The sequence below is a fragment of the Microcoleus sp. N9_A1 genome (genome assembly GCF_036701795.1).
Taxonomy (GTDB): Bacteria; Cyanobacteriota; Cyanobacteriia; order Cyanobacteriales; family Microcoleaceae; genus Microcoleus.
The window spans coordinates 62,338-84,889 of the sequence record NZ_JAUBRI010000011.1; the positions used below are offsets into that span (position 1 = coordinate 62,338).

10 protein-coding genes are annotated in these 22,552 nt (G+C 45.6%); 8 read left to right on the forward strand and 2 right to left on the reverse strand.

Features of this window, described 5'->3' with window-relative positions; genetic code table 11:
• Positions 1-160: 160 nt before the first annotated feature.
• Positions 161-1,270 carry a hypothetical protein gene (locus QUA58_RS07545; RefSeq protein WP_333393524.1) on the reverse strand — a complete coding sequence of 370 codons (1,110 nt, stop codon included), beginning with the start codon at positions 1,268-1,270 and terminating at the stop codon, positions 161-163.
• Positions 1,271-1,792: 522 nt separating this feature from the next.
• On the opposite strand from QUA58_RS07545, the gene QUA58_RS07550 reads away from it, so the two are divergent.
• From QUA58_RS07550 to QUA58_RS07560, 3 genes are all read left to right on the forward strand, one after another.
• Positions 1,793-1,960: a hypothetical protein gene (locus tag QUA58_RS07550; protein WP_333247620.1), complete on the forward strand. Its 168-nt coding sequence runs from the start codon at positions 1,793-1,795 to the stop codon at positions 1,958-1,960.
• A 141-nt stretch (positions 1,961-2,101) separates the two neighbouring features.
• On the forward strand, positions 2,102-2,680 hold the full coding sequence (locus QUA58_RS07555) for a Uma2 family endonuclease (protein ID WP_333393526.1): 579 nt from the start codon (positions 2,102-2,104) through the stop codon (positions 2,678-2,680).
• Between the two features lie 489 nt (positions 2,681-3,169).
• Positions 3,170-4,195, forward strand: a complete 1,026-nt coding sequence (locus tag QUA58_RS07560; protein ID WP_333393528.1) for a hypothetical protein — start codon at positions 3,170-3,172, stop codon at positions 4,193-4,195.
• A 225-nt stretch (positions 4,196-4,420) separates the two neighbouring features.
• On the opposite strand, the gene QUA58_RS07565 is transcribed toward QUA58_RS07560, so the two are convergent.
• Entirely contained in the window at positions 4,421-11,845 is a 7,425-nt protein-coding gene (locus QUA58_RS07565; RefSeq protein WP_333393530.1) for a hypothetical protein, read from the reverse strand.
• Positions 11,846-13,205: 1,360 nt separating this feature from the next.
• Here QUA58_RS07565 and QUA58_RS07570 point away from each other — a divergent pair.
• From QUA58_RS07570 to QUA58_RS07590, 5 genes are all read left to right on the forward strand, one after another.
• The gene (locus QUA58_RS07570) at positions 13,206-13,907 is read left to right on the forward strand and encodes a hypothetical protein (protein WP_333247630.1); all 702 of its coding nucleotides are present in this window, start codon (positions 13,206-13,208) and stop codon (positions 13,905-13,907) included.
• A gap of 61 nt (positions 13,908-13,968) precedes the next feature.
• Positions 13,969-15,087 (forward strand): DUF1822 family protein, encoded by a 1,119-nt coding sequence (locus QUA58_RS07575; RefSeq protein ID WP_333247631.1) that lies wholly within the window; start codon positions 13,969-13,971, stop codon positions 15,085-15,087.
• 30 nt (positions 15,088-15,117) lie between these two features.
• Positions 15,118-16,974: a CHAT domain-containing protein gene (locus tag QUA58_RS07580; protein WP_333247633.1), complete on the forward strand. Its 1,857-nt coding sequence runs from the start codon at positions 15,118-15,120 to the stop codon at positions 16,972-16,974.
• On the forward strand, positions 16,971-18,071 hold the full coding sequence (locus QUA58_RS07585) for a hypothetical protein (protein ID WP_333393531.1): 1,101 nt from the start codon (positions 16,971-16,973) through the stop codon (positions 18,069-18,071). The genes QUA58_RS07580 and QUA58_RS07585 overlap by 4 nt, the downstream gene beginning before the upstream one ends.
• A 400-nt stretch (positions 18,072-18,471) precedes the next feature.
• Positions 18,472-22,552, forward strand: a 4,081-nt coding sequence (locus QUA58_RS07590; RefSeq protein ID WP_333393533.1) for a two-partner secretion domain-containing protein, incomplete at its 3' end; no start/stop codon positions are given.

Below are 22,552 nucleotides of genomic sequence, written 5' to 3' on the forward strand. Positions count from 1 at the left end.
ACAATCAACTTGTAGGGTGCTCTACTACTTTCACGATCGACGGATTATCGAGGGGTTGGGATAGTAGAGTGCCTTACTAATTGTGACACTTGCATAATTCCTGATTTTTTAACCGCAGATAAACACAGATGAACGCAGATGAAATTTCGTCTGCGTTCTTTTAATTAAGCTTAAATCCTTTAGCAGCTAATTGTTGGCGGAGACTTTGAATTATTACGCTATCTAGAGTATTCTCGCCTCTATTGGTACTAGATTGGCGCTGTTGTTCAACATATTCGGTTCGCTTTTGAGATAAGTCGCGGATTGTCTTTTTAATGCTCTCTCTTTCGGCTTTCTTGGCAGCTACATATGCTCTTTTTTCTGTTAGAGTCATAACACGCATAATTTCCGGCAAAGCATCGTCTGATAGTGACTCCAGCGTAACTCTTCCGTTTTCGAGAGCATCGAGCAAATCCCAAGAAGCATTATCATAGTATTCAGAAGCTTTGGAAACACCACGCATAAGCAAATTTCTGCCAGCATTACTATCTTCAACTTCTTGACGTTGTTGTCCTATTCTTCCTTCTCTACCATAGGGAATGTAGGTTTGATTTAGTTTAGTGTTCCAACTAGAAATTTCGTCATCGTAAGGAGACTTAATTACCACAATTTGTTGGTTTTGATTGATGTTGAAGCTACTGCCTTTTGCTAACTCGGCTCCTGATGCCCAAAGTCTTCGCTCCTGACTTTCGGCTGAACCACAGTAGATTGTATTAACGAGGGTATCTCCTTTGACAGCGAGATTGACAGATTGATTCCAAACTATTGGGCCTTGATCGAATGGTTCATTACCCGCAATAAAAATCACGCGAAAATCTTCTTGATTTTTACTCCAGTTTAATTCTTGCATTGCTGAACGAATTACCCAGCCAGCATATTCTTGACCGCCGTTGGTTTTGATACTAAACAGCTTTTCGGAAACTAAATCTAATTCAGGAGTAAATCCAGTTAATAATCTGACAAAACCTTCCGAGGAAGGTAAGCTGTCATTACCATAATGGTAAAGGGCAACCTCTAACTCTGGCACTTCACCATCTTTGGTTACTTTAGTTAAAAAATTCACAATTTGCCAAAGTTGAGTGCGCGTCTGGTCGATCAATCCATCCATGCTATTACTAGAATCTAAAAGGATGGCTATCTGAATTTTCGCTTTGGCGAAAGCTGCTGTGGGAGAACACAAGATACTTAGGGTTAAAGCTGTAGTGAATAAAATTCGAGTTAGTTTCTGCATGGAATTTCCCCTACAAAACGATTTTTTTCCAATTATAGTCAGTTAAAATAGATTTAGTCACAGTTGTCAAGTTACTTGTAACAACATTTTACAGTTGTGATTAATTCAGTACAGGATTTACGCAATCAGACGAAAGAAACCGAGTTTTCCTTGGGTGTGGACTGCAACGTTCTAGCAGTTTTGTTGATGCTGCATCATTAGTTTTATAGTTTTCTAAGTGAATGCGGTTTAGGGAAACAACTACTGTACTTTGCGGGCGTTAATTTATATTCAGTCATCGGTTTTACCTTTTTTATTCCCAAGAGTAATAGGTTTTTCCGGTTACATATTATGGGTTAGAGTTGCTTTTGGGAAAATCAAACAAATTTATTGAATTAACTGCAACGATCGCCCTACTTGTCCGTGCGCTATCATAGAAGGAGTCACAGAAAAGCCTAGCATCGGGAGTCAATATATGCAGGCAATCCTTTTAAGCCGCGAAGAAGTTGCACAACGTGCCAAGCAGCGGATGATTCTAGCGTTATGACACGGCTACATCTGGCAACAATTATCTGGCATGGGGTAGAACGCGAGGTCATTGTGTTGGCAATGGGGCGTCGTCCGCTGATGGGAACCGCGTTAATTGAGGACTATCATCTCAACGTTGATTTTTGTGAAGGTGGTTCTGTCATTATTGACGAGATTATGTGAGGATTGGGCGATCGGTGAGGTTAATTCCAAAATTTTAAATCTCAAATCGATCGAGATAATTTACGTAAGTTTACCAGAGCGTGTCACTTTTTATCGAGTTTTGAGTTGGTATTATTAACTTTTGATTAATGGAGTATTGTGATGATAGCAGCACGAGATAACGATCGGCACTTTACACCGGAAGAGTATTTTAGTTGGGAAGAAAAGCAGCTAGAAAGACACGAACTGATCGATGGTCGGGTTTATGCAATGGGTGGTGGCACTCAAAATCATAGTGCGATTAAATTAAATGTTGGTAGTTTAATCAGAGCGCACTTGCGGGGAAATCCTTGTCGTGTTTTTAATTCAGATTTAAAGGTTAACATTCTCAATACACCCAACTATACGTATCCCGATCTAAGCGTGACTTGTGACGGGCGCGATCGCGAGAATGCTCTTTATATTACCTATCCCTGCTTAATTGTGGAGGTTTTATCGGATAGCACCGAAGCTTACGATCGAGGGAAGAAGTTTGAAAAGTATCGCCGCAACCCCAATCTTATCGATTATGTATTAGCAAGTTATGATGAGGTGGCGATCGATATTTATCATAAAAATGATGCTGGTGAATGGGTGATTTTGAGCTATCGGGAGGGCGAACGGGTTGAGTTTCAAAGTATCAATCTAAGTTTGCCGATCGAGCAATTATATGAGGAAATTATTTTCGAGAGACAGCCCTAGATATAGCCTTTCAAGCTCTCATATGAGGTACTGTCGGGCATCGGGCATCGGGCATCGGGCATCGGGCATCGGGCATAAGGCATACCTCATCTTTCTGATAAGTGCTATGGGAGGTAATTTTTGATAAAATTATGTGAGGATTTGGCGATCGGTGAGGTTAATTCCAAAATCTCAAATCTCAAATCTCAAAGCTTAAATCGATCGAGGTAATTTACGTAAGTTTACCATATCCTGTTACTTTTTCTCACCAACAGGGCGATCGGGGTGGTTTATTTTTTGAATTAAGTCAGAGCAGAAGGTGTTCAGACTGTTCAGAGTTAAATTGCAGATGTTCCGGATCAGTCGATCGGAAAGAGTATTCTACTGTAGCTGCGGGACAATTATAAGTTATGCGGTTAGTTTATCGGTGGGGGTGCAGTCGAAAGCTCACTTGTAAATTCCGCAGTATGAAGTTCCCACAAGATTGTTTGTGGATACGAAAAATCATCTATGAATTGCGATTATCAGCCTAGTTTTATAGCTATGGTTGATCGTATAGTGCAAAGTGTGGTGGGGTCTTGTATGAATAGAAATTATCCTCGAAAAATTAATCAAGATGAGCGATTGAATATCAATTCAGCTCTTTCCTCTTCTTTGAGAAAAAAATACTCGATTACTATCATTATCTTAATCATATTAAGCGTACTCAGTATTTGCGTTAAATCGGATAAACTTAACAGCAATATTTGGAGTTTGTCAGTTGAATTAAAGGTTACATCGGTAACTTTAGTTCTTCTCTTTCTTTTTTGTATTCCTATTTTACTTCCTTGGATTCTTTATCAAGTTCCGCAAGTGCAAGGTTCTTTAAATTGGTTGCGTGAACAAGGCATTGAGGAAATTGAGACTAATCTACTGAGAATTAAACTAAAATACGGTGTTCAAGAAGCATCAGAAAAATACGAAGAAAAAATATCAGATATTGGTGCTATAAATCTAACATCTCAGGAAACGCAGCAGCAGCTTGAGGGACGCTATCGAGAGGCCATAGCTTTAGTTGATGCTGCGAACGATATAGATTCAACGGAAGCATTGAAGCGGATAGATCAATTGGGTGGCTATTACGATAGGGTTAGAGATGAAATGCCATTTGGACGTAACCGCACAAAATTACTGCACGAAATTTCCTCAACAATGTGGACTTTAATTCCTAAAATTATAAATTTTCCTGTTCATGAAAGATTAAATAGCAACAAGGGGGGAGAGCGTTTGTCTGCTTACCAGCACGTTGAGTGGAACACATCAACTGATTATATAAATTTGTTAGTTTCTAGAGCAGTTGGTATTATGGAGATGCCCTACACTCAATACAGTGCTTTATTGGCACTAAGAAGAGTGGTAACAAATAATCAATTTGCTCCCAGTAAATCAGCAGAAATCATACATATTTTGAACTGGTCAGCAAATCTTGATTATATGAAGCCAGATCGCCGAAAATTAATGATTGAAATTGCTGGCATACTAGAAACAAAGGCATAAAGCCTGCTAGTTCCGCCGCAAACCAAGAGTATCCTGTCTGGTCGCCCTACAATTGCTCTGAGGATGCCAATGTTTTAATGAATTTTCTAGATACAAAACAACGATGAAAATGAAGAAAGGTTCGTAGTGTCAGTTTTTTACTTTTGACCTTAAAAACTGCAAAAAACCCGGCTTCTTTAAGAAACCGGGTTTTTATTCGATCGCCCTCAACCAAACCTACAATTACTACAAGCTAGAAATTCCTGTCAAACCGCTATTTGCTAGCGGGTTGCCGGGACTTGCAGCCGGAGTAATTAAGAGGCTGCTGTCGTTGCCAAAAGTATTGGCAATTGGGGAAATTGAACTACTAGCGATCGTGCCGCTTAAAGGCATAATTGGCTGAATTTGAGCGCTGGTTAGAGAAGTCAACAAGCTGTTAGTGTCGTAGATCAGGATGTCATCGTCGGTTTCGCTAAAGGTCATCATGGTGGGAATTGCACCGCCATTCAGCAAGATATCGTCGGGGATAGTATTGGCAGAAGTTACTGTCAAACTAGCTGGATCAGTCGCTGTTGTTAATGGTTCCAAGGTGATAGTTGCTGGTGCAGCAGTTGTGCTGTTTGGCTGACTAATTGGTGCAGTTGCTGTTGCTGGATTAGTACCTGTTGTTAATGGTTGCAGAATCAAACTTGCTGGTGCAGCAGTTGTGCTGGTTGACAGACTAATCGGTGCAGTAGTCGTGCTTTGGGGCAGGCTGGTAGATGCAGGAGTAGCGCTGGATAAGCTAGTGCTAGAACCGCTGTCGATCGCACTTAGAACATCGTCACTCTCAACAGGTTCCCCGGTTAAATCATCGATCGTCGGGGGAGTATTGAAAACTCCAGGCAGCGGGGCTCCGGGGGTGATGGAAATAAACCGAGAACTGTCGATCGCACTAAATTGAGTATCTTTCAACCAAGCTAAATGTTCGCCGGTGCCTGCGATGCTGATCAAGGCATCGTTAGTATAATTATCGCCGCCTTGAACGATTTGCAATTGGTCAAAAGTGAGGTCTTGTGCGAGTCCTAAGTAATCGCGATCGGTCTGGAAGTAGAAAATGTTATCGAGTCCCGAACTTGGCGACAGTACAAATATGTCGGAACTGCTGCCTCCAATCAGCGAATCTTGACCGTTGCCGCCCTTGAGCACGTTGTTGCCTTCGCCGCCGTAAACGCTGTCATCGCCGTCGTTGCCGTTGAGGCTGTCGTTGCCGCTGCCACCGTTTAAGAAGTCGTTGCCGTTACCGCCGTCGAGGGTATCGTTGCTGCTGCCGCCGTCTAGGCTGTCGTCGCCTTCGTTGCCCAACAGGTAGTCGCTGCCGGCTTCCCCGGTTAGCAAGTCGTTGCCGCAACCGCCGTCGAGAGTGTCTTTACCCGCGCCTCCCAGCATCGTGTCGTCGTCGCATTCGCCGAACATCAAGTCGTCGCCGTTGCCTCCGCCCATCCAGTCGTTGCCGCTGCTGCCGACGAGGGTGTCGTCGCCGGAATCGCCGGTGAGAGTGTCGTCGCCGGAGTCGCCGACAACCAAGTCGTTACTCGCGCCGCCGTCCATCAAGTCAGTTTCGTCGCCGCCGTAGAGGGTGTCTTCGCCAACTTCGCCTAACATCGTGTCTTGCCCTTGACTGCCAAACATCAAGTCGTTGCCGGCCCCGCCGAACAGTTTGTCGTCGTCGATGCTGCCGTCAATTTTGTCGTTGCCGGCACCTCCTAATAATTGGTCGTTGCCGGTACCGCCGAATAGTTCGTCATTGCCAGCGCCGCCGTCGATGCTGTCGTAGCCGGAACCGCCGTCGATTTTGTCTTGCCCTGCTTCTCCGAGAATGGTGTCGTCGTCTTCGTTACCCCAAATGTTGTCGTTGCCCGCGCCGCCTTTGATGAAGTCGTCGCCTGCTTGCGCCCAGATGTTATCGTTGCCGTCGCCGCCGAGAATTGAGTCTGCGCCGGAACCGCCGTCTATGTTGTCGTCTCCGGTTTGTCCGAGGAGGGTGTCGGCTGCGTCTCCGCCGTAGATTTGGTCGTTGCCGCGGCCGCCGTCGATCGCATCTCGGTCTTCGCGACCGTAGAGTTCGTCGTCGCCGTCGTTGCCCCAAATGTTGTCGCTGCCGGTACCGCCATCGATGAAGTCGTTGTCGTCGTTGCCTTCGAGGCTGTCGTTGCCGGATTGACCGAAGATGCGATCGTCCCCTTCTCCTCCTGCTAAAGTATCGTTGTTCGCGCCGCCGTCGATGTAGTCGTCGCCGCTGTTGCCGTCGGCGAAGTCGTTGCCGTCGTTTCCGTAAATTCGATCGCGCCCTGCACCTCCACTCATGCTATCGTCGTCAGCGCCACCTTCTAAGTAGTCGTCGCCATTGTTACCGGAGAGGGTATCTTTGCCGACTTGACCGAAAAGTCGATCGGCCCCATCGCCACCATCGAGGCTGTCGTTGCCGGATTCGCCCCACAGTTGGTCGTCTCCGGTTTGTCCCAACAGCGTATCGTCGTTATCTCCGCCCCAGAGTCGATCGTCATCGGCATTGCCTTCTAAGAAGTCGTTGCCTTGGCGGCCGTATAAATTGTCACGCCCGTCGTTGCCGGAGAGAGTATCGTTTTCGGTGCCGCCGTCCAGGATGTCGTCGCCGCTGCCGCCTGCGAGAATATCATTGCCGGCTTCTCCCAACAGGCTGTCATTATCTTCGCCGCCGTCGAGGGAGTCGTCGCCGCTACCGCCGAACAGGGTATCTGTACCCGATTCTCCCTGCAAAATGTCAGCGTCGTCTCCTCCCCAGAGAGTGTCGCTATCGCCGCCGCCGAACAGGGTATCGAGGCCGGCTTGACCGTAAATTCGATCGCGCCCTTGGTTGCCTTGAAGCAAATCGTTGCCGGAACCGCCGTCAACAATGTCATCGCCGCGGTTGCCGATTACCGTATCATCACCGACTTGTCCGAACAGACTGTCATTATTATCACCACCGTCCAGCAAGTCGTTACCGTCGCCGCCTTCGAGGGTGTCATTTTCCGTACCGCCGTCGAGGGAATCGTTGCCGAGTTCGCCAAACAACCAGTCTTTTCCTGAGTTGCCTTCGAGAATGTCATCGCCGCTGCCGCCGTAGAGAGTGTCGCTGTCACCTTGACCCAGCAGGGTATCGTTGCCGTTGCCCGCTAAGAGTTCGTCATCGCCGGAACCGCCTTCTAATAAATCGCTGCCAGCTTCGCCGAACAGGGTATCTCGGTTGTCGCCGCCGTAGAGGGAATCGTTGCCGTCGCCAGCTAAGAGTGAGTCGTTGCCGTTTTCGCCGTAGAGGTAGTCGTCGCCAGTTTGGGCTAATAAGGTGTCGTCATCTTGACCGCCCCACAGATAGTCGTTGCCGCTTCCGGCATCGAGAATGTCTTTGCCACTGTCGCCGTAGAGACTGTCGTTGCCTTCTGCTGCGTTGAGTGAGTCGTTGCCCGCTTCGCCAAACAGGTAGTCGTCGCCAGCTTCGGCTAATAAAGTGTCATCGTCTTGACCGCCCCAGAGGTAGTCGTTGCCTGCGCCAGCATTCAGAAAGTCTTTGCCACTATCGCCGTCAAGGGAATCGTTGCCTTCGGCTGCGTAGAGGAAGTCGTCGCCCGCTTCGCCAAACAGGTAGTCGTCGCCGGCTTCGGCTAATAAAGTGTCGTCGTCTTGACCTCCCCAGAGGAAGTCGTCGCCGATTCCGGCATCGAGAATGTCTTTGCCGTCGCCGCCGTAGAGGCTGTCGTTGCCTTCGCCTGCATCGAGAAAGTCGTTGCCGCCTTCCCCAAATAGGTTGTCGTCGCCAGCTTGGGCGTATAGCGTGTCGTCGTCTTGGCCTCCCCAGAGATAGTCGTTGCCAACTCCGGCATCAAGAATATCTTTGCCGTCGCCGCCGTAGAGACTGTCGTTGCCTTCGGCTGCATCGAGGGTGTCGTCGCCCTCTTCGCCGTAGAGGTTGTCGTCGCCTTCTTTGCCGAGGAGGATGTCGGCATCGTCGCCGCCGTAAAGGTTGTCGTTGCCTTCGCCTGCATTCAGGGTGTCTTTGCCGGTGCCGCCGTAGAGATAGTCGTTGCCAGTTCCGGCATCGAGGGTGTCGTCGCCTGCATCGCCTGCGAGGGTGTCGTTGCCGGCTTCGCCGATGAGGGTGTCGGCATCGTCGCCGCCGGAGAGTTCGTCGTCGCCGGTGCCGCCGTATATGAGGTCGGTGTCTCCTTCTCCGTAGAGTTTGTCGTTTTCGCCTTCGCCGTAGATGGTGTCTTTGTCTTCGCCGCCGTACACAAAGTCGTCGCCAGCGCCACCGTAGAGTAAGTCGTTGCCTGTTTCGCCGAAAATCGTGTCGTTGCCGTAACCCGCGTCTCCTGCCACGGTGTCGTCATCGCTACCGGCGTAGATTAAGTCGTCGGCATCGCCACCTCGGATGTAGTCTCGGCCTGCTTCGCCGTAAAGGGTGTCTTCGTCTTGGTTGCCGTAGATGCTGTCGCCGCCTTCGCCGCCGTAGATTAGGTCGTTGCCGAATTCGCCGTAGAGTTTGTCGTCGCCGCCGAGTCCGTCAATGCGATCGTCTCCAGCATCGCCAGTGATAACGTTAACGGTATCGTCGCCGGTAATATTATCGTCATGGCGAGAACCGGCGACGTTTTCAATGCCAGCAATCTTGTCTTGGTCTCCCCAGCCGTCAGTAGCATCGCCTGTTTGTAAGTTGACAGTAACGCCGTTGGGGTCGCGGCGGTAGCTGAGAATATCGATGCCTTCTCCGCCGTAAAATGAGTCATTACCGGCATTACCAATTAATAAATCGTTGCCTTCTAATGCCCAAATTCGGTTATCTTTTTCGTTGCCAATTAAGATGTCTTCAAAGCGAGTACCGATGATATCTTCTAAATTTATCAAAGCATCGGTAGTGCCAAAACCATCTTTACCTGTACCGGCAGCAATTTCAAAATCTCGTTCGAGTTCGGTGTAATATTCGCTGGGATTGACATCGGTAACGAATTCTTTGAAACGTTGGTTGATGTTGTTGTCGTAGTCGCTATTTTCGTCAATATTAACGATAACGCCGCTGGGAGAATTGATGTAATTAACGAGGTCAATTCCTTCGCCGCCGTCAATTAAATCGTCGCCGATTTCTCCGATTAACGAGTCATTGCCAGTACCGCCAAATAATTCGTCATTTCCGGCGTTGCCGTTGAGAGTGTCATCGTCGGCTTGGCCTAAAAGTACGTCGTCATCGAAGCCACCAAACAGGGTATCTTTGCCGTCACCACCATCGATGTAGTCTTGACCTTGACTGCCGAAAAGATTGTCTTCGCCAGCTTGTCCGTAAATATCATCGTCGTCGGCACCGCCATCAATGATGTCTTGGCCGTCGCCACCTTCTAGCCAGTCATTGTTTTCGTTGCCTTGGATGACATCGTTGCCACCTTGTCCGTAAATTCTGTCATCTCCGGTATTGCCGAAAAGCAAGTCTTGGCCGTTACCGCCGTCGATGAAGTCGTCGTTGGCGTTGCCTTCTACGGTGTCGCTGCCATCTTGTCCGTAGAGGATGTCGTTGCCTTCGTTGCCTTGGATGAAGTCGCGGCCGCTGCCACCTTCGGCGTAATCTTCGCCTTGGTTGCCTTGGATGATGTCGTTGTCTGCGCGGCCGTAGAGTTTGTCATCGCCGCTGCCTCCGATGAGGATATCGTTGTCGCTGCCGCCGTCTAGGATGTCGTCGCCATCTTCACCAAAAAGTTGGTCGCTGCCAGCTTCTCCGTAGAGGATGTCGGCATTTAATCCACCGTAAAGTTGGTCTTGGTCTTCGCCACCGTATAAAGTGTCGTTTCCAACCTCTCCTCTCAAAACATCATCGCCTTGTTCGCCGCGCAATTCGTCTTCACCATCGCCACCATACAACGAATCATTTTCGGTACCACCGTAGAGAAAGTCGTTGCCGTTTTCTCCTCGGAGTTCATCGGCACCTTGTTCGCCGCGAAGTTCGTCTTCACCATCGCCGCCATAGAGGAAGTCGTTATCTTGACCGCCGTAAAGGGTGTCGTTGCCGTTTTCTCCTCTTAAATCGTCGCTGCCTTCATCACCTCGGAGGTCGTCATTGTCATCGCCGCCGTAAGCTGTGTCATTATCAGTGCCACCGTAGAATTGGTCGTCTCCTTTTTGTCCCCAAAAAAGATCGTTTCCGCCTTGACCGTAGAAGATATCGCTGTAGTCGCCGCCAGTCATTGTATCAGGAGAGGAGGAACCGCTAATGATTTCGATATTTCCGAGAGTATCGATGGTTTTCTCGCCTTTGACAACAAAGCCATCTTCAACTTTGTAAACATCAGAATTGCCAACTTTGTCTGCGCGAACTTTAATTCCAATTGGACTGCTGGAATAATTAGCAGTATCAGTTCCTCCACCGCCATCTAAAAAGTCAAAGCCAGAGTCACCACTTAAATTGTCATTTCCAACTCCACCTTGCAAGACATCGTTGCGTAAGCCACTCTGAATGTTGCCATCTCCTTGAACCCAATCATCATCAGTTGTTGAACCTGTAGAGACTGTTCCTTTGGGGAAATAGAATCCTTTGGGGTGTAGTTCATAGAAAACATTTTTCAAATAATCATCAACAACATCTTTGTGTTTATCCAGGTATACGTTAAACTCGTGTTCTGCTAAACCAGGACTGACCACTCCCACTCCCAGATTTAAAATCTTAGTTAGTTTGTCCCAGACAAATGGGTTTTGTTGATCTAGTTGAAGCCATGTTACTGGATCATTGTTTTTCAGATTGTTGTTAGAAACATTTAGCCCTTTGTATAGATTGAGACCGCCAGCATTTAGATAGCTACTTGGCGAACCCATTGCTAGGACTCTAATTCGATCGGCGTTTGCAGCTCCTCCCATTTCTTTCAATCCATCTTCCAGGAAAAAATTGCCTTGAGAATGACCGACGAGAATTAGAGAATTGTTGGGCGTTATCAGCCAGCTACCTGCTTCTTGAACCCACAAGCTATTTACATCTTGACTGGGTGCAATATCTGCATACCAGAATTGTTTAAGAGCTTCTTTTAAGTCGGGGTTAAGATTATCTAACAAACTGTTAATTGCTGTATCAAGTGGCATTGGAAGAAATTTTTGCAAAAAAGTTATTGCTTTAGCTGTGAAATCATCATCTTTGAAAAGGTCAACAGCACTTCCGCCACTAGCAAAAACATTGACAAAGCTTTCAGCTAATTCATAGGAATCTTTGAATTCGCTGAATAAATCAAAAGCACTTTTGAAATTATCAAGTGCTGAACCAAAAAAATCACCCAAATCGAATCCAGAATTTTGGGCATTTTTGTATTCACTAGACTTGCTGAAAGTGTCTTTCCAACTAATACTTTCCATAGCTAAGTCAAAAAGAAAATCTGTTGCAAAAGAAAGCAGATCTACAAAATCTTTTCCGCCAGAAGTATTTAAGTATCTGTCATCTAGTTCAATTGAACCTCGGAAACCTGATGCGCCGTTTTCCCATTTATTGTTGCGAATTTTCCATTGTGCGTCAAGTAAATTCAGATCACGTTTGAATTCATCCTCAAGAGTACGAATTCCGTTAACATACAGAAGATGAGATTTACCCCCATCTTCAACCAGTTGATCGTAGACTTTATCGAAATCAAATTCTTTAGAAGTAGCCATGATAATTGTCCTCGCGTGGTAGATACAATGTGTTCTGAAAATTGACAAAGCGACTCTATCGACAAGCCCGATCGCACTTATGCACTTATGCACTCTCGAACTGCCGTAGATCCGTCATTTACCCAAACTGAAGTCTCGCGAAATGCGATCGCACTTCAACTCTGTTGTCGCAATTACTGACTCAAATCAACTCAATAAATGCAACCGTGGAAATAGACTAAACCAACATCGGAACAACCCCTTTCCAATATCCCTTGGGAATTTGGTTCGGATTGCGATCGGGAAGTTACGGGCGATGCGACTTTTGAATAAATCTCAACAAGCGCGATTAGCTTCGTAATTTCCCTTCTGTTTATTTATCAGGGTGAACTCAGTGTTTTTATGCAAAAATCTCAAGTTTTTTTGGTAAAGTTTTGCAAACACTGCGTGGAAGTACGGAATAACTGGTGTTTTCGGGATTTAAGGGCGATCGATCTTACTTGAAACATCGATCCCCCCAGCCCCCCCTTAAGAAGGGGGGGGACAAGAGTGCAGTCAAAGTCCCCCTTCTTAAGGGGGATTTAGGGGGATCTAGACTCGGCTATAAACCAGAGTTTTCAAGGTTTTCAGACTTAAGTTGATACCAATCGATCGCCCCTAAAGCCTGTTTGTTCTTCCTATTTATCTATCAGGGTGAACTCAGTGGTTTTATGCAAAACTCTCAAGTTTTTTGGTAAAGTTTTGCAAACACTGGGTGGAAGTACGGAATAATCCGTGTTTTCGGGATTTAAGGGCGATCGCCCCGTCAGGCCTGTTTGTTCTTCCTATTTATCTATCAGGGTGAACTCAGTGTTTTTATGCAAAACTCTCAATTTTTTTGGTAAAGTTTTGCAAACACTGGGTGAAAGTACGGAATAATCCGTGTTTTCGGGTTTTGGGGGCGATCGAACTTACGCACGGGTGGTCAGAAACCGGGTTTTTTCGGATAATACTCGTTACAAATGGCAAAAACCCCAAAAACCCGGTTTCTTTGATTTTGATGCGTGAATAAGGCTTTCATAGGCGGGCTAGGAGAAACGGCCCACAAAAAATTAATTGCATTTTTGTGGAACAGGCCGGAGAGCCTGTTCGCGAGCCCACCCCACAAAAAATTAATTGCATTTTTGTGGAACAGGCCGGAGAGCCTGTTCTTGAAAAACCCGGTTTCTTTAGTTCCGATGCGCTAGTCTTAACAAAAATTTACATCCAATTTTACAGCCAAATCCACCGCACAGCAGGACTTTCAACCATCTGCCGCAAAAAACTTTCAGAATTTCACATAAAATTTCCCAGCTAACCCTGATAAGTAAATGTAGGAACAAAGTTGCGGCCGCACTGAACTATGAATGATGAGTACAACCCCTCCCAGGGGGAAGACCACCCATGCGATCGACAAATTCTATATCAAGAGCTCGACATCCTTGTCACCCAAATTCGCCAGGAAACATCGAACCCTTGGAAGCAGAAACGTTTATTGAGTCAGCTTGTTACTAAAATGACAAACTCCGGTCTGATCTGGAAGGAAAAAGTACCTTACTATGAAGATGCTCTAGCAGAACAGTGGGTGTTTTTCTGTAGCAATTTGTGCGAATCCCGCACGGGCCGTCAGTACGATCCTACTCGCAGTAACCCGATGACTTGGTTCAATTATTATTTCAAGCGACGGCTGCAAAATTGGGTTGTGAGGGTAGATAGAGAAAATAGCAGGAGATGCGATCGAGAACAATTTTCAGAAGACGGAACGCGGAGAGATAGAATCGAAGAGATACCCGCTGAGGATGACAGTCATATTATTGAATGTATCCAATACTTTGAAACCGTTAAAAACTGGATCGAGACTAATCCTGATGGCATATTAAACGCACACATTCGAGGACGGAAGGATCTAACTTGTCAAGTTATCTTGAGAAATTTGTTGTCTGGTAAAAATATTACGCAAATGACCGCAGAATATGGCTGCGCTTATCAGACAATCTACGGGTTTTGGAAAAACAAATGTCGTCCTCGTTTGTTGGAAAAATTTGGCAAACATCATGGCTATTAATCATACAGGGAGTTCAACTAGGCAAATGAAAAACAATAGTACCGGAATCCAATCATTACCAATGCCAATTACCCAAAAGGCAATTCGTCTAGCATCGCAATTTGCTTCCGAACACAATCATCCGCAAAAGGTGGAACAAATTTATATCAACACTTTGGCAGTGTTGGTAGTTGGCGATTATTTAAAATTGTTAGATATTGAAACTGACTTGAGTCAATGCGATAGCTGGAATCCAGTGATTCGCTTGTTTGAAAATGTCGCAGATTTGTATATCAAAGGATTGGGTAAAATTGAGTGCATCCCAATTAGAAAAGTTCATCACAACGTACAAAATGACAATGAAAATTCTGCGGCAGATTTGCCGGAAATGTGTCGCGTTCCCACTGAAGCTAGGGATGAACGCATCGGTTATATTGCGGTCGAAATTGATGAAGAAGAAAAAGAAGCAAGATTGCTGGGCTTTTCTCCGACTGCGACAACGGGTGAGTTAGTATTGAGCGATTTGCATTCCCTGGATGAATTTTTGATTCATCTGGAACAAATACATGAATCTCAAGTCGATCTGCGTCAGTGGTTGGAGAATATATTTACATCGGATTGGCTGTCTGTTGAATCGATATTCGATCCGCAACCGGAGACTGAACCGACTGAAATTGAAAATCCGGTCAAATCTAATTTAGGCAATTGGTTGCAGAATGTTGCAGAAACAGGTTGGCAGAAAATCGAGCAAGGTAAACAAAATTTAGAAGACCTGATTTTTCCTGACGATAACCCAAGTTTTGTATTTAGAGGAGGTGGAAATTCCGGTACAGAATCCGTTTCGCACGGGCTTAGAAGTAATATCAATAGGTTTCCCGAAGCTGATGTCACGCGGGGAAAGTTGATTGATTTGGGAATGCGTTTGGGTTCAACAATTATTGCTTTGTTGGTAGCGATTGCCGAAGATGACGATCGCACTCTCAGAGTTCACGTGCAATTGCATCCGGCGATTGGCGATCGTTATTTGCCGCGTCACCTTAAACTGTCGCTAATATCTGATGCTGGAGAAATTTTACAGGAACTTGAATCTACTGTTCAACATCAGTGCATTTCACTGGAATTTTACGTAGAACCCGGAGAATGTTTTGGTATTCGACTGGCGATCGACGATTTGAGCATAACAGAAACTTTTATGGTATGATTCTCTAATTACTCTTACCGCAGCAAATTTATGACTTGGACTGTCATATTGGCTTTAGGGTCTGGAACTCTTCAAGAAGGCTTTCCTCACGTCACGGCAAAGTTGAAAAACCAAGCAAGACCTATCAATATTCAATTCAAAGGAAGCTTGCCACCAGTACCAGACCTTGAGGTACTGCAAAGAAGATGGAAAGTTTGTTGTTCCGGGTTCCAATCTAGCAGAAGCAATTCTCGGATAAAAATCAAGCCTACAAGCACAGCTTATGTTTCGGAAAACAATCCTCGCGCTATCTATGAAGGGTTGAAAGAAGAAATGCAAAAATGGCTGAATGCTGACGAATTTTACCGAAAAATTGAGGTAAATCTCAGGACGCAAATCGGCAATACATCTGAATACATTCAAATATTTCTAGAGTGCGATAATTCTGAGATTTGCGAGTTGCCTTGGGATGTGTGGAACTTTCGGGAAGTGTACCGCAACAGTGAAATCATCCGCAGTCCGTCAGAGTATACAATACCACATCAGCAGGAAACTCAAGCAGGAATATATCTACCTTCTAGGGGCAGAATTTTATGCGTTTTAGGTAATAGTAAAGGCATAGATGTTAAAAAAGATACTAAAAGTATCGCACAAAGTTTGGGCGATCGCTGCCAATTAGAATTTTTAGATAACCCGACGCCGGAAGAGTTTAACGAACAACTGTTTGATGAAAAAGGCTGGCAAATTTTCTTTTTTGCAGGACACGGCGATAGCGACAATAATGCTACTAACGGACGGCTGCACATAAATCAAAATGCTGCCAACAATACTGTTACAGTAAATGATTTAAAAATAGGTGTAAAGCGAGCGAGTTTTAAAGGGTTGCAATTGCTAATCTTTAATTCTTGTTCGAGTTTGGGATTAGCAGCGGATTTGGTGGCCCAGAATTATCCTTTGCCGTCAATAATTGTAATGCGCGCACCAATTCCCGACCAAATTGCTCACGATTTTGTGAAGTCTTTGTTCGGATATCTGGCGGATGGAGAACCTTTGTTTTTGGCAATGCGAAAAGCTAAGGATGATTTGCTGCACTGGGAATCTCAATTTCCGGGCGCTAGCGGGATTCCGGTGCTATGTCAGCATCCAAATTTTGAGGAATTAACGTTACCGCGAAGAGGCGCAACTAAACCTTTGATTTCAGCAGCGGATGGTGCGGCCGATCGCCCAAACCGCCCCCAATTTACTGTTTCAACTAAACTTATGCAGCGTACAAGCATTAGTTTAGCTGTTTTGGCGATCGGCTATATATTAATGGGCCCGATCTTAGCCCGTGTTGCCAATGAAATTGGTAGAATAAATCACAAAAATGGTCAACTATTTATTGCCGAAAAATGCTACCAATTAGCAAATTTATTCAATCTAAATTATGCTGGTTCTTACTATAATTTAGCCGATTTGTACGAGAGATTGAATGAAAAAGAATACGCCGAAAAAGCAATGAAGGAGGCCGCGCGGCGGGGTTCTGCTGAGGCGAATGCTCAAATATCTCGATCGCTCATTATCGACAATCAACCTCAAGAAGCTTTAAAGTTTGTCGCCGCTTGTTTAGAAAATACTGAATACGACGGAGTAAAAGCCGCTTGTTTTAAAAATCGCGGCTGGGTGCGGTTGACACAAAAGCGATATGACGCTGCTGAAGCAGATTTGAGAATAGCAATAGGATTCAGAGGCGACAGCCCAGAAGCTCAATGTCTTTTAGCACAGGTTCTCGAAATCAAAGGTAAGCCGCAAGCAGCCTTAGAAGCTTGGAATCAGGCGCTTAAATATTCTAATTACCGCGTGCCGAAACAAGATGAATGTATGGAAATTGCCCACCAACGTTTACAAGCAAAAGGAAATATCAAATGAAAACCAGGATGGCAATTATTATCGGTTTAAGTTCGATCGCAACTACCGCACTAGCAGCCAGCAACCGAATATCCAACGGACTAATTATCCATACTAGCGGGGAAGTTGCGATCGAGCGCCAAAACGGCCTAATTGTTCGCCCTACCAGCGGTACGCCGATTTATCCGGGAGACAAATTGCGAACAGCACAAAACGGACAAGTTACGATCCAATGTGCTGATTTGGGAATTAAGTCGATCGCACCTTCTGAAAATCAATTAAATAGCTGTTTGTTAGCCAACAAAAAATCTGATTGTAGCGAAAGCTTAATTAGATGTCCCGATCGCGGCGATGATAAAATTACCTGGAATAGCGCGCCAATTCCTTATATAATCAGTCCGAGGCGCACGAAATTGCTTGACAGCAAGCCAATTTTGCGGTGGAATCCGGTTGCTGGCGCTACTAGCTATAAGTTGAGCCTCCGGGAAAATGGAGCGAAATTAAACTGGGAAATGACTGTTAGCGGTACTGAGGCTGTCTATCCGGGGGAACCGGCGCTGAAACCGGGTGTTAAGTACAGATTGATTGTCGAGGCGAATACGGGCGTTTCTTCAGAGAATGCTGTCGGAGAGGGAGATATCGAGTTTAGCTTGCTGGATGAGAAGCAAGTTGAGGCCGTTAAGGATGCGGTTGGGGCGATCGACAAACAAGTACCGAATGAAAGCGCTAAAAAATTAGCAATTTCTAGCGTTTATCTTAACACAAGCTTGATTGCAGAAGCAAGAGACATTTTAGAAAAGTTACAAGAAACAGGAGGGGAAACACCGCCAATTAATCGAGCCTTGGGCGATCTGTATCTGGAAAAGCTACAACTGGTTCCCCAGGCTGAAGTCTACTATTCCAAGGTGATTAATACGGCGAAAACTGACGATATTGAGGAGTTGACAGCCGCTAGATACGGATTGGGACAAGTTCATTCAGCAATGAGAAATAATCTGGAAGCTATGAAATATTTGCGAATGGCAAAAGATGGATATACAACTTTGGGAGATTTGCCAATGGCGGAAAAGATTGATAAACAATTGCGAGATTTGCAAAGGAGGGAAGACAGGAAATAGTAACGGGCTGTGACGTTAATTCCGGCAGGAATTGTGACGTTAATTCCGGCAGGGAATTCATTCCCTGCCTCAAAGCAAAAGTCCACTAAAGTGGACTGATATCAAACTTTTTTCTACAGTCCTCTTCAAAGGACTTTCGCTATTAGCCAGGGGTTGAAACCCCTGGCGGACTCGCGGGATGTGACGTTAATTCCGGCAGGGAATGAATTCCCTGCCTCAAAGCAAAAGTCCACTGAAGTGGACTGACATTAAACTTTTTCTACAGTCCTCTTCAGAGGACTTTCGCTATTAGCCAGGGAATTCATTCCCTGGCGGATTGACGGACTTTGGGACTGTCAGAGGGCGCTGGCGGACTTTCGCAATTATCAGAGTGTACGAGATATCATCTACTAACAAAACCATGAAATCAACACACAAAAAACCCCGCTTTTTCCTAACCTTCCTCTCATTCACGACCTTAGCAACTTGGCAAATAGGACTTTTCACCCCATCCCAAACAGCCACAGCCCAAATCACCCCCGCAACCGACGGCACGAATACTCAAATTACTCCCAGCGGCAACCAATTCAATATTAATGGCGGCCAACAATCCGGCGACGGTGCAAATCTATTTCACAGTTTCCAGCAATTTGGTTTAACTCAAGGACAAACTGCTAATTTTATATCAAATCCCAATATCCGCAATATTTTAGGGCGAGTTGTCGGCGGCGATGCTTCGTTAATTAACGGATTAATTCAAATAACGGGCGGCAATTCTAATTTATTTTTAATGAATCCGGCGGGGATTGTTTTCGGTGCAAATTCTAGTTTGAACGTGCCTGCTGCTTTCACCGCGACTACTGCGACGGGCCTCGGTTTTGGCAATAACTGGTTTAGCGCGGCTGGTAATAATAATTATGCTTTATTAGTCGGAAATCCTAATAGTTTTGCTTTCACAAATACACAGCCGGGAGGAATTGTCAATTTAGGCAACTTGGCCGTGGGAGAAGGGCAAAATTTAACTTTATTGGGCGGCACGGTTTTGAGTACGGGACAACTTTCTGCACCGGGAGGAAATATTATTGTTGCGGCGGTTCCCGGCGAGAGTTTAGTCAGAATTAGTCAACCGGGAAATCTGTTGAGTTTGGAGATTCAGCCGCAATCTGTAGCCGGGAGTTTGCCTCAAAGTTGGGTGTTACCAGTTGCATCTTTGCCGCAGTTGTTGGCGGGCGGCGGGGGAAGTGCAACGGGGGTGACAGTAAATAATGATGGAACTGTACAGTTGATTGGTACGGGGGCAATAGTGCCAACTGAGCCAGGAACTGCAATTGTTGCTGGTAATATTGATGTGTCTGGGGATAAGGGAGGGAGTATAAATGTGTTGGGTTCGCGCGTGGGTTTAATCAATGCGAATATCAACGCTTCCGGGATAAATGGCGGTGGGAATGTACGGCTTGGCGGTGATTACAAAGGTCAAGGTACTGTGCCAAATGCGCTGCGGACATTTGTGAGCAAGGATTCAACCATTAATGCTGATGGTATTATAAATGGTGATGGTGGTCGCGTCATTGTTTGGGCGGATGAAGTGACAGGTTTTTTGGGTAATATTAGTTCTCGCGGCGGCAGTAATTCTGGTAACGGCGGCTTTGTTGAGGTATCTGGCAAGGAAACTTTAATATTTCGAGGTAATGTAAATACTTCGGCATCGAATGGCAGTTTTGGCACTTTGTTGCTTGATCCAGCCACTTTGACTATTGTAGATGAAGTAGCAGGGAATGGAGCTCAGGACATTCCCAGCTTACAGCCGGACAGCCAAATTTTAGCTGGTGATGCTAACATTGGTGCTAATACTGTTAGCTGGGGGCAAATTAGCGCCCAAGGTGCTAATGCCAATGTTGTTTTAGAAGCAACAGGAAATATCACTATTAACAATATCACTGGGGTGGTATCTGGTAAAGCGGATTTAGTTGCCTTACCTTTGACTTCTGGTAGTCTGAGAATCTCTTCAACAGCAGGCGGAATCACATTTGTAGATACCAATGATACTATTCAGACACAAGGAGGAGCAATTACGTTACAAGCGTTGGGTGGAAACCTCACAGTCGGCCACCTATCTACAACAGACTCGTCGTTAACGCCGATCTCAATGTTAGCGGGTAATGTTACCCTTGAAGCAACTGGTGACATCTCCGCCATCTCCATACTTGCTAATGGTACAAGTGGGGGAAAGATCACGATCGCCAGCCAAAACGGTACAATTAATATTGGGTCGTTGGAATCAACAGGAAGTAGTGGTAACGGCGGAGAGATTCAACTCCAGGCTGCTGGTAACATTATGACGACGGGGATTGCGGCCGGTTCAGGTGAGGGAAATGGCGGAAATATTACGCTTACCAGTCAAGGAGGCTCTATTGAGAATAGTGGTTATCTTAACACTGGCGGCACAAATATTTTCGGGAATATTACTCTGACTGCTGCTGGGAATATTCTTATTCTTAATTCTTTTGTATCTGCTACGGGTTCTTCAAATACTGCAACAGGGGGAAGACTACAATTTACGAGTAAAACAGGTTCGATCGATACTAGGAGTTCTGAAATTAGGTCTGCGAATTTTACGGGTGGCAATTCTGGCAATATTATTTTTACCGCAGATCAAAATATTTTTACAGGTGATGTAATTACTCGCGTAGATAATGGTACTGGACGAGCTGGAGACATTATATTCACTAGCCTAAATGGTACTATCAATACCACAACAGGTGGATTGAATTCTATAGCTTTTATTGATGGAAACGGTTCTGCTGGCAATATTCGATTTGAGGCAGCTAAAGACATTTTAACTGGCAACGTAATAGTTGTTTCAAGAACAGCAATTCCCCTGGGTGGAAATATTAACTTCCTTAGCACTACGGGGAATATTCAAACCACCACAGGAGCTTTACAGGCTGGCAATCTTACTGGTTTTGGGGGTAATATAACGCTCAATGCACCAGCAGGCAATATTACTACTGGGGTTGTCACAACTAAATCTGTTGGCAATGGTGGGAATATTAATTTTACTTCCGGTAGAGCCATTAATACTATTGCCGATGAAGTTCTATCCCAAAGCCTGCAAGGAAATGGGGGAATAATTACATTTCAAGCTGCTGACAATATTACCACAAATAATGTTAATGCACAGGGTCAACTAAACGGTGGAGATATTATTCTCCAGAGTGGAGGCGTTGTTAATACCACTGCTGGAATTCTAAACTCTCTTGGCGGTAATAGCGGCGGCAGTATCAATGTCAAAGCTGCCAGCGATATTAGTACATCGGATATCGCTATCATTGTAACTGGTTTCAATGCAAACAGCGGTAGCATTAGCGTCACTAGCAGCGGCGGGAATATTGATACTAGCCAAGGTGCTTTGCTCGCTCCTTCTGCGAATGGTAACGGCGGGAATATTACTGTGGCTAGCCCTGCTGGTAGCATAGCCACAAGCGTTGTCAATGCTACTGCAACTGGCAGCGGAAATGGTGGCGCACTGACTTTTAGCGCCAGCAACAACATCAGTATTAATAATGGGAATATCGCTACCAAAAATAACGATATTAACTTCAATGGTGCGATTTCTCTGACAGGGGATGTCTTAGTAAGCGTTAAAGGGACAGGTGGCATTAATTTTAATTCTACAATTAACGGGCCATACAATCTCACTGTGAAGCCAGAGGCGGGAATTGTTCAGTTTAACGGTGCTGTTGGCAATATCACTCCGCTCAACAGCGTCAATATTCAAGACGACATCCCTAAGACTCCTGCTGCTCTAAATATCAGGGCAACAAATAATATTACTGCCCAAAATATCACTTCAGCGGCGGGAATTACACTCACAAGCGATAAAGGAGAAATTCAAGCCGATAATCTGAATTCAAGTTCGGCTAGTGATGGCGGCAATGTCACTTTGAATGCTGGTGGCAATATTACTCTGAATCAAATTAATGCTCAGAGCACTGGTAATGGGAAAGGTGGAAATGTCTATGTTTGGACTGAAAAGTTTTTTCGGGCTGTCAACTCTTTTTTAGATAGAAATGGCGTTACTGCTAGCATTTCTACTGCGGGAGGTGCTGGCGATATCGGTGGTACAATTCTGATCCGTCACGGCGGTAATGGACTGACACCTTTTATTGTTGGTAATTCAGCAATTAATGGAACTGCTGCTGCTATTAGCAGGGGAAATGCGACAGCGGAGTCAATGATTTCTCCTACTAATAGTTATCTTTATACATACAAACAGGATGTAGAGCGGATTGGAATTATATCTGTTCCAGATCCCAAGCCATCGCCGGCACCAACTCCAGCGCCGGCACCAACTCCAGCGCCCGCACCAACTCCCGCACCCGCACCAACTCCCGCACCCGCACCAACTCCAGCGCCCGCACCAACTCCCGCACCCGCACCAACTCCCGCACCCGCACCCGCACCAACTCCCGCACCTGTAACAAGTGCCACTCCCGCACCAA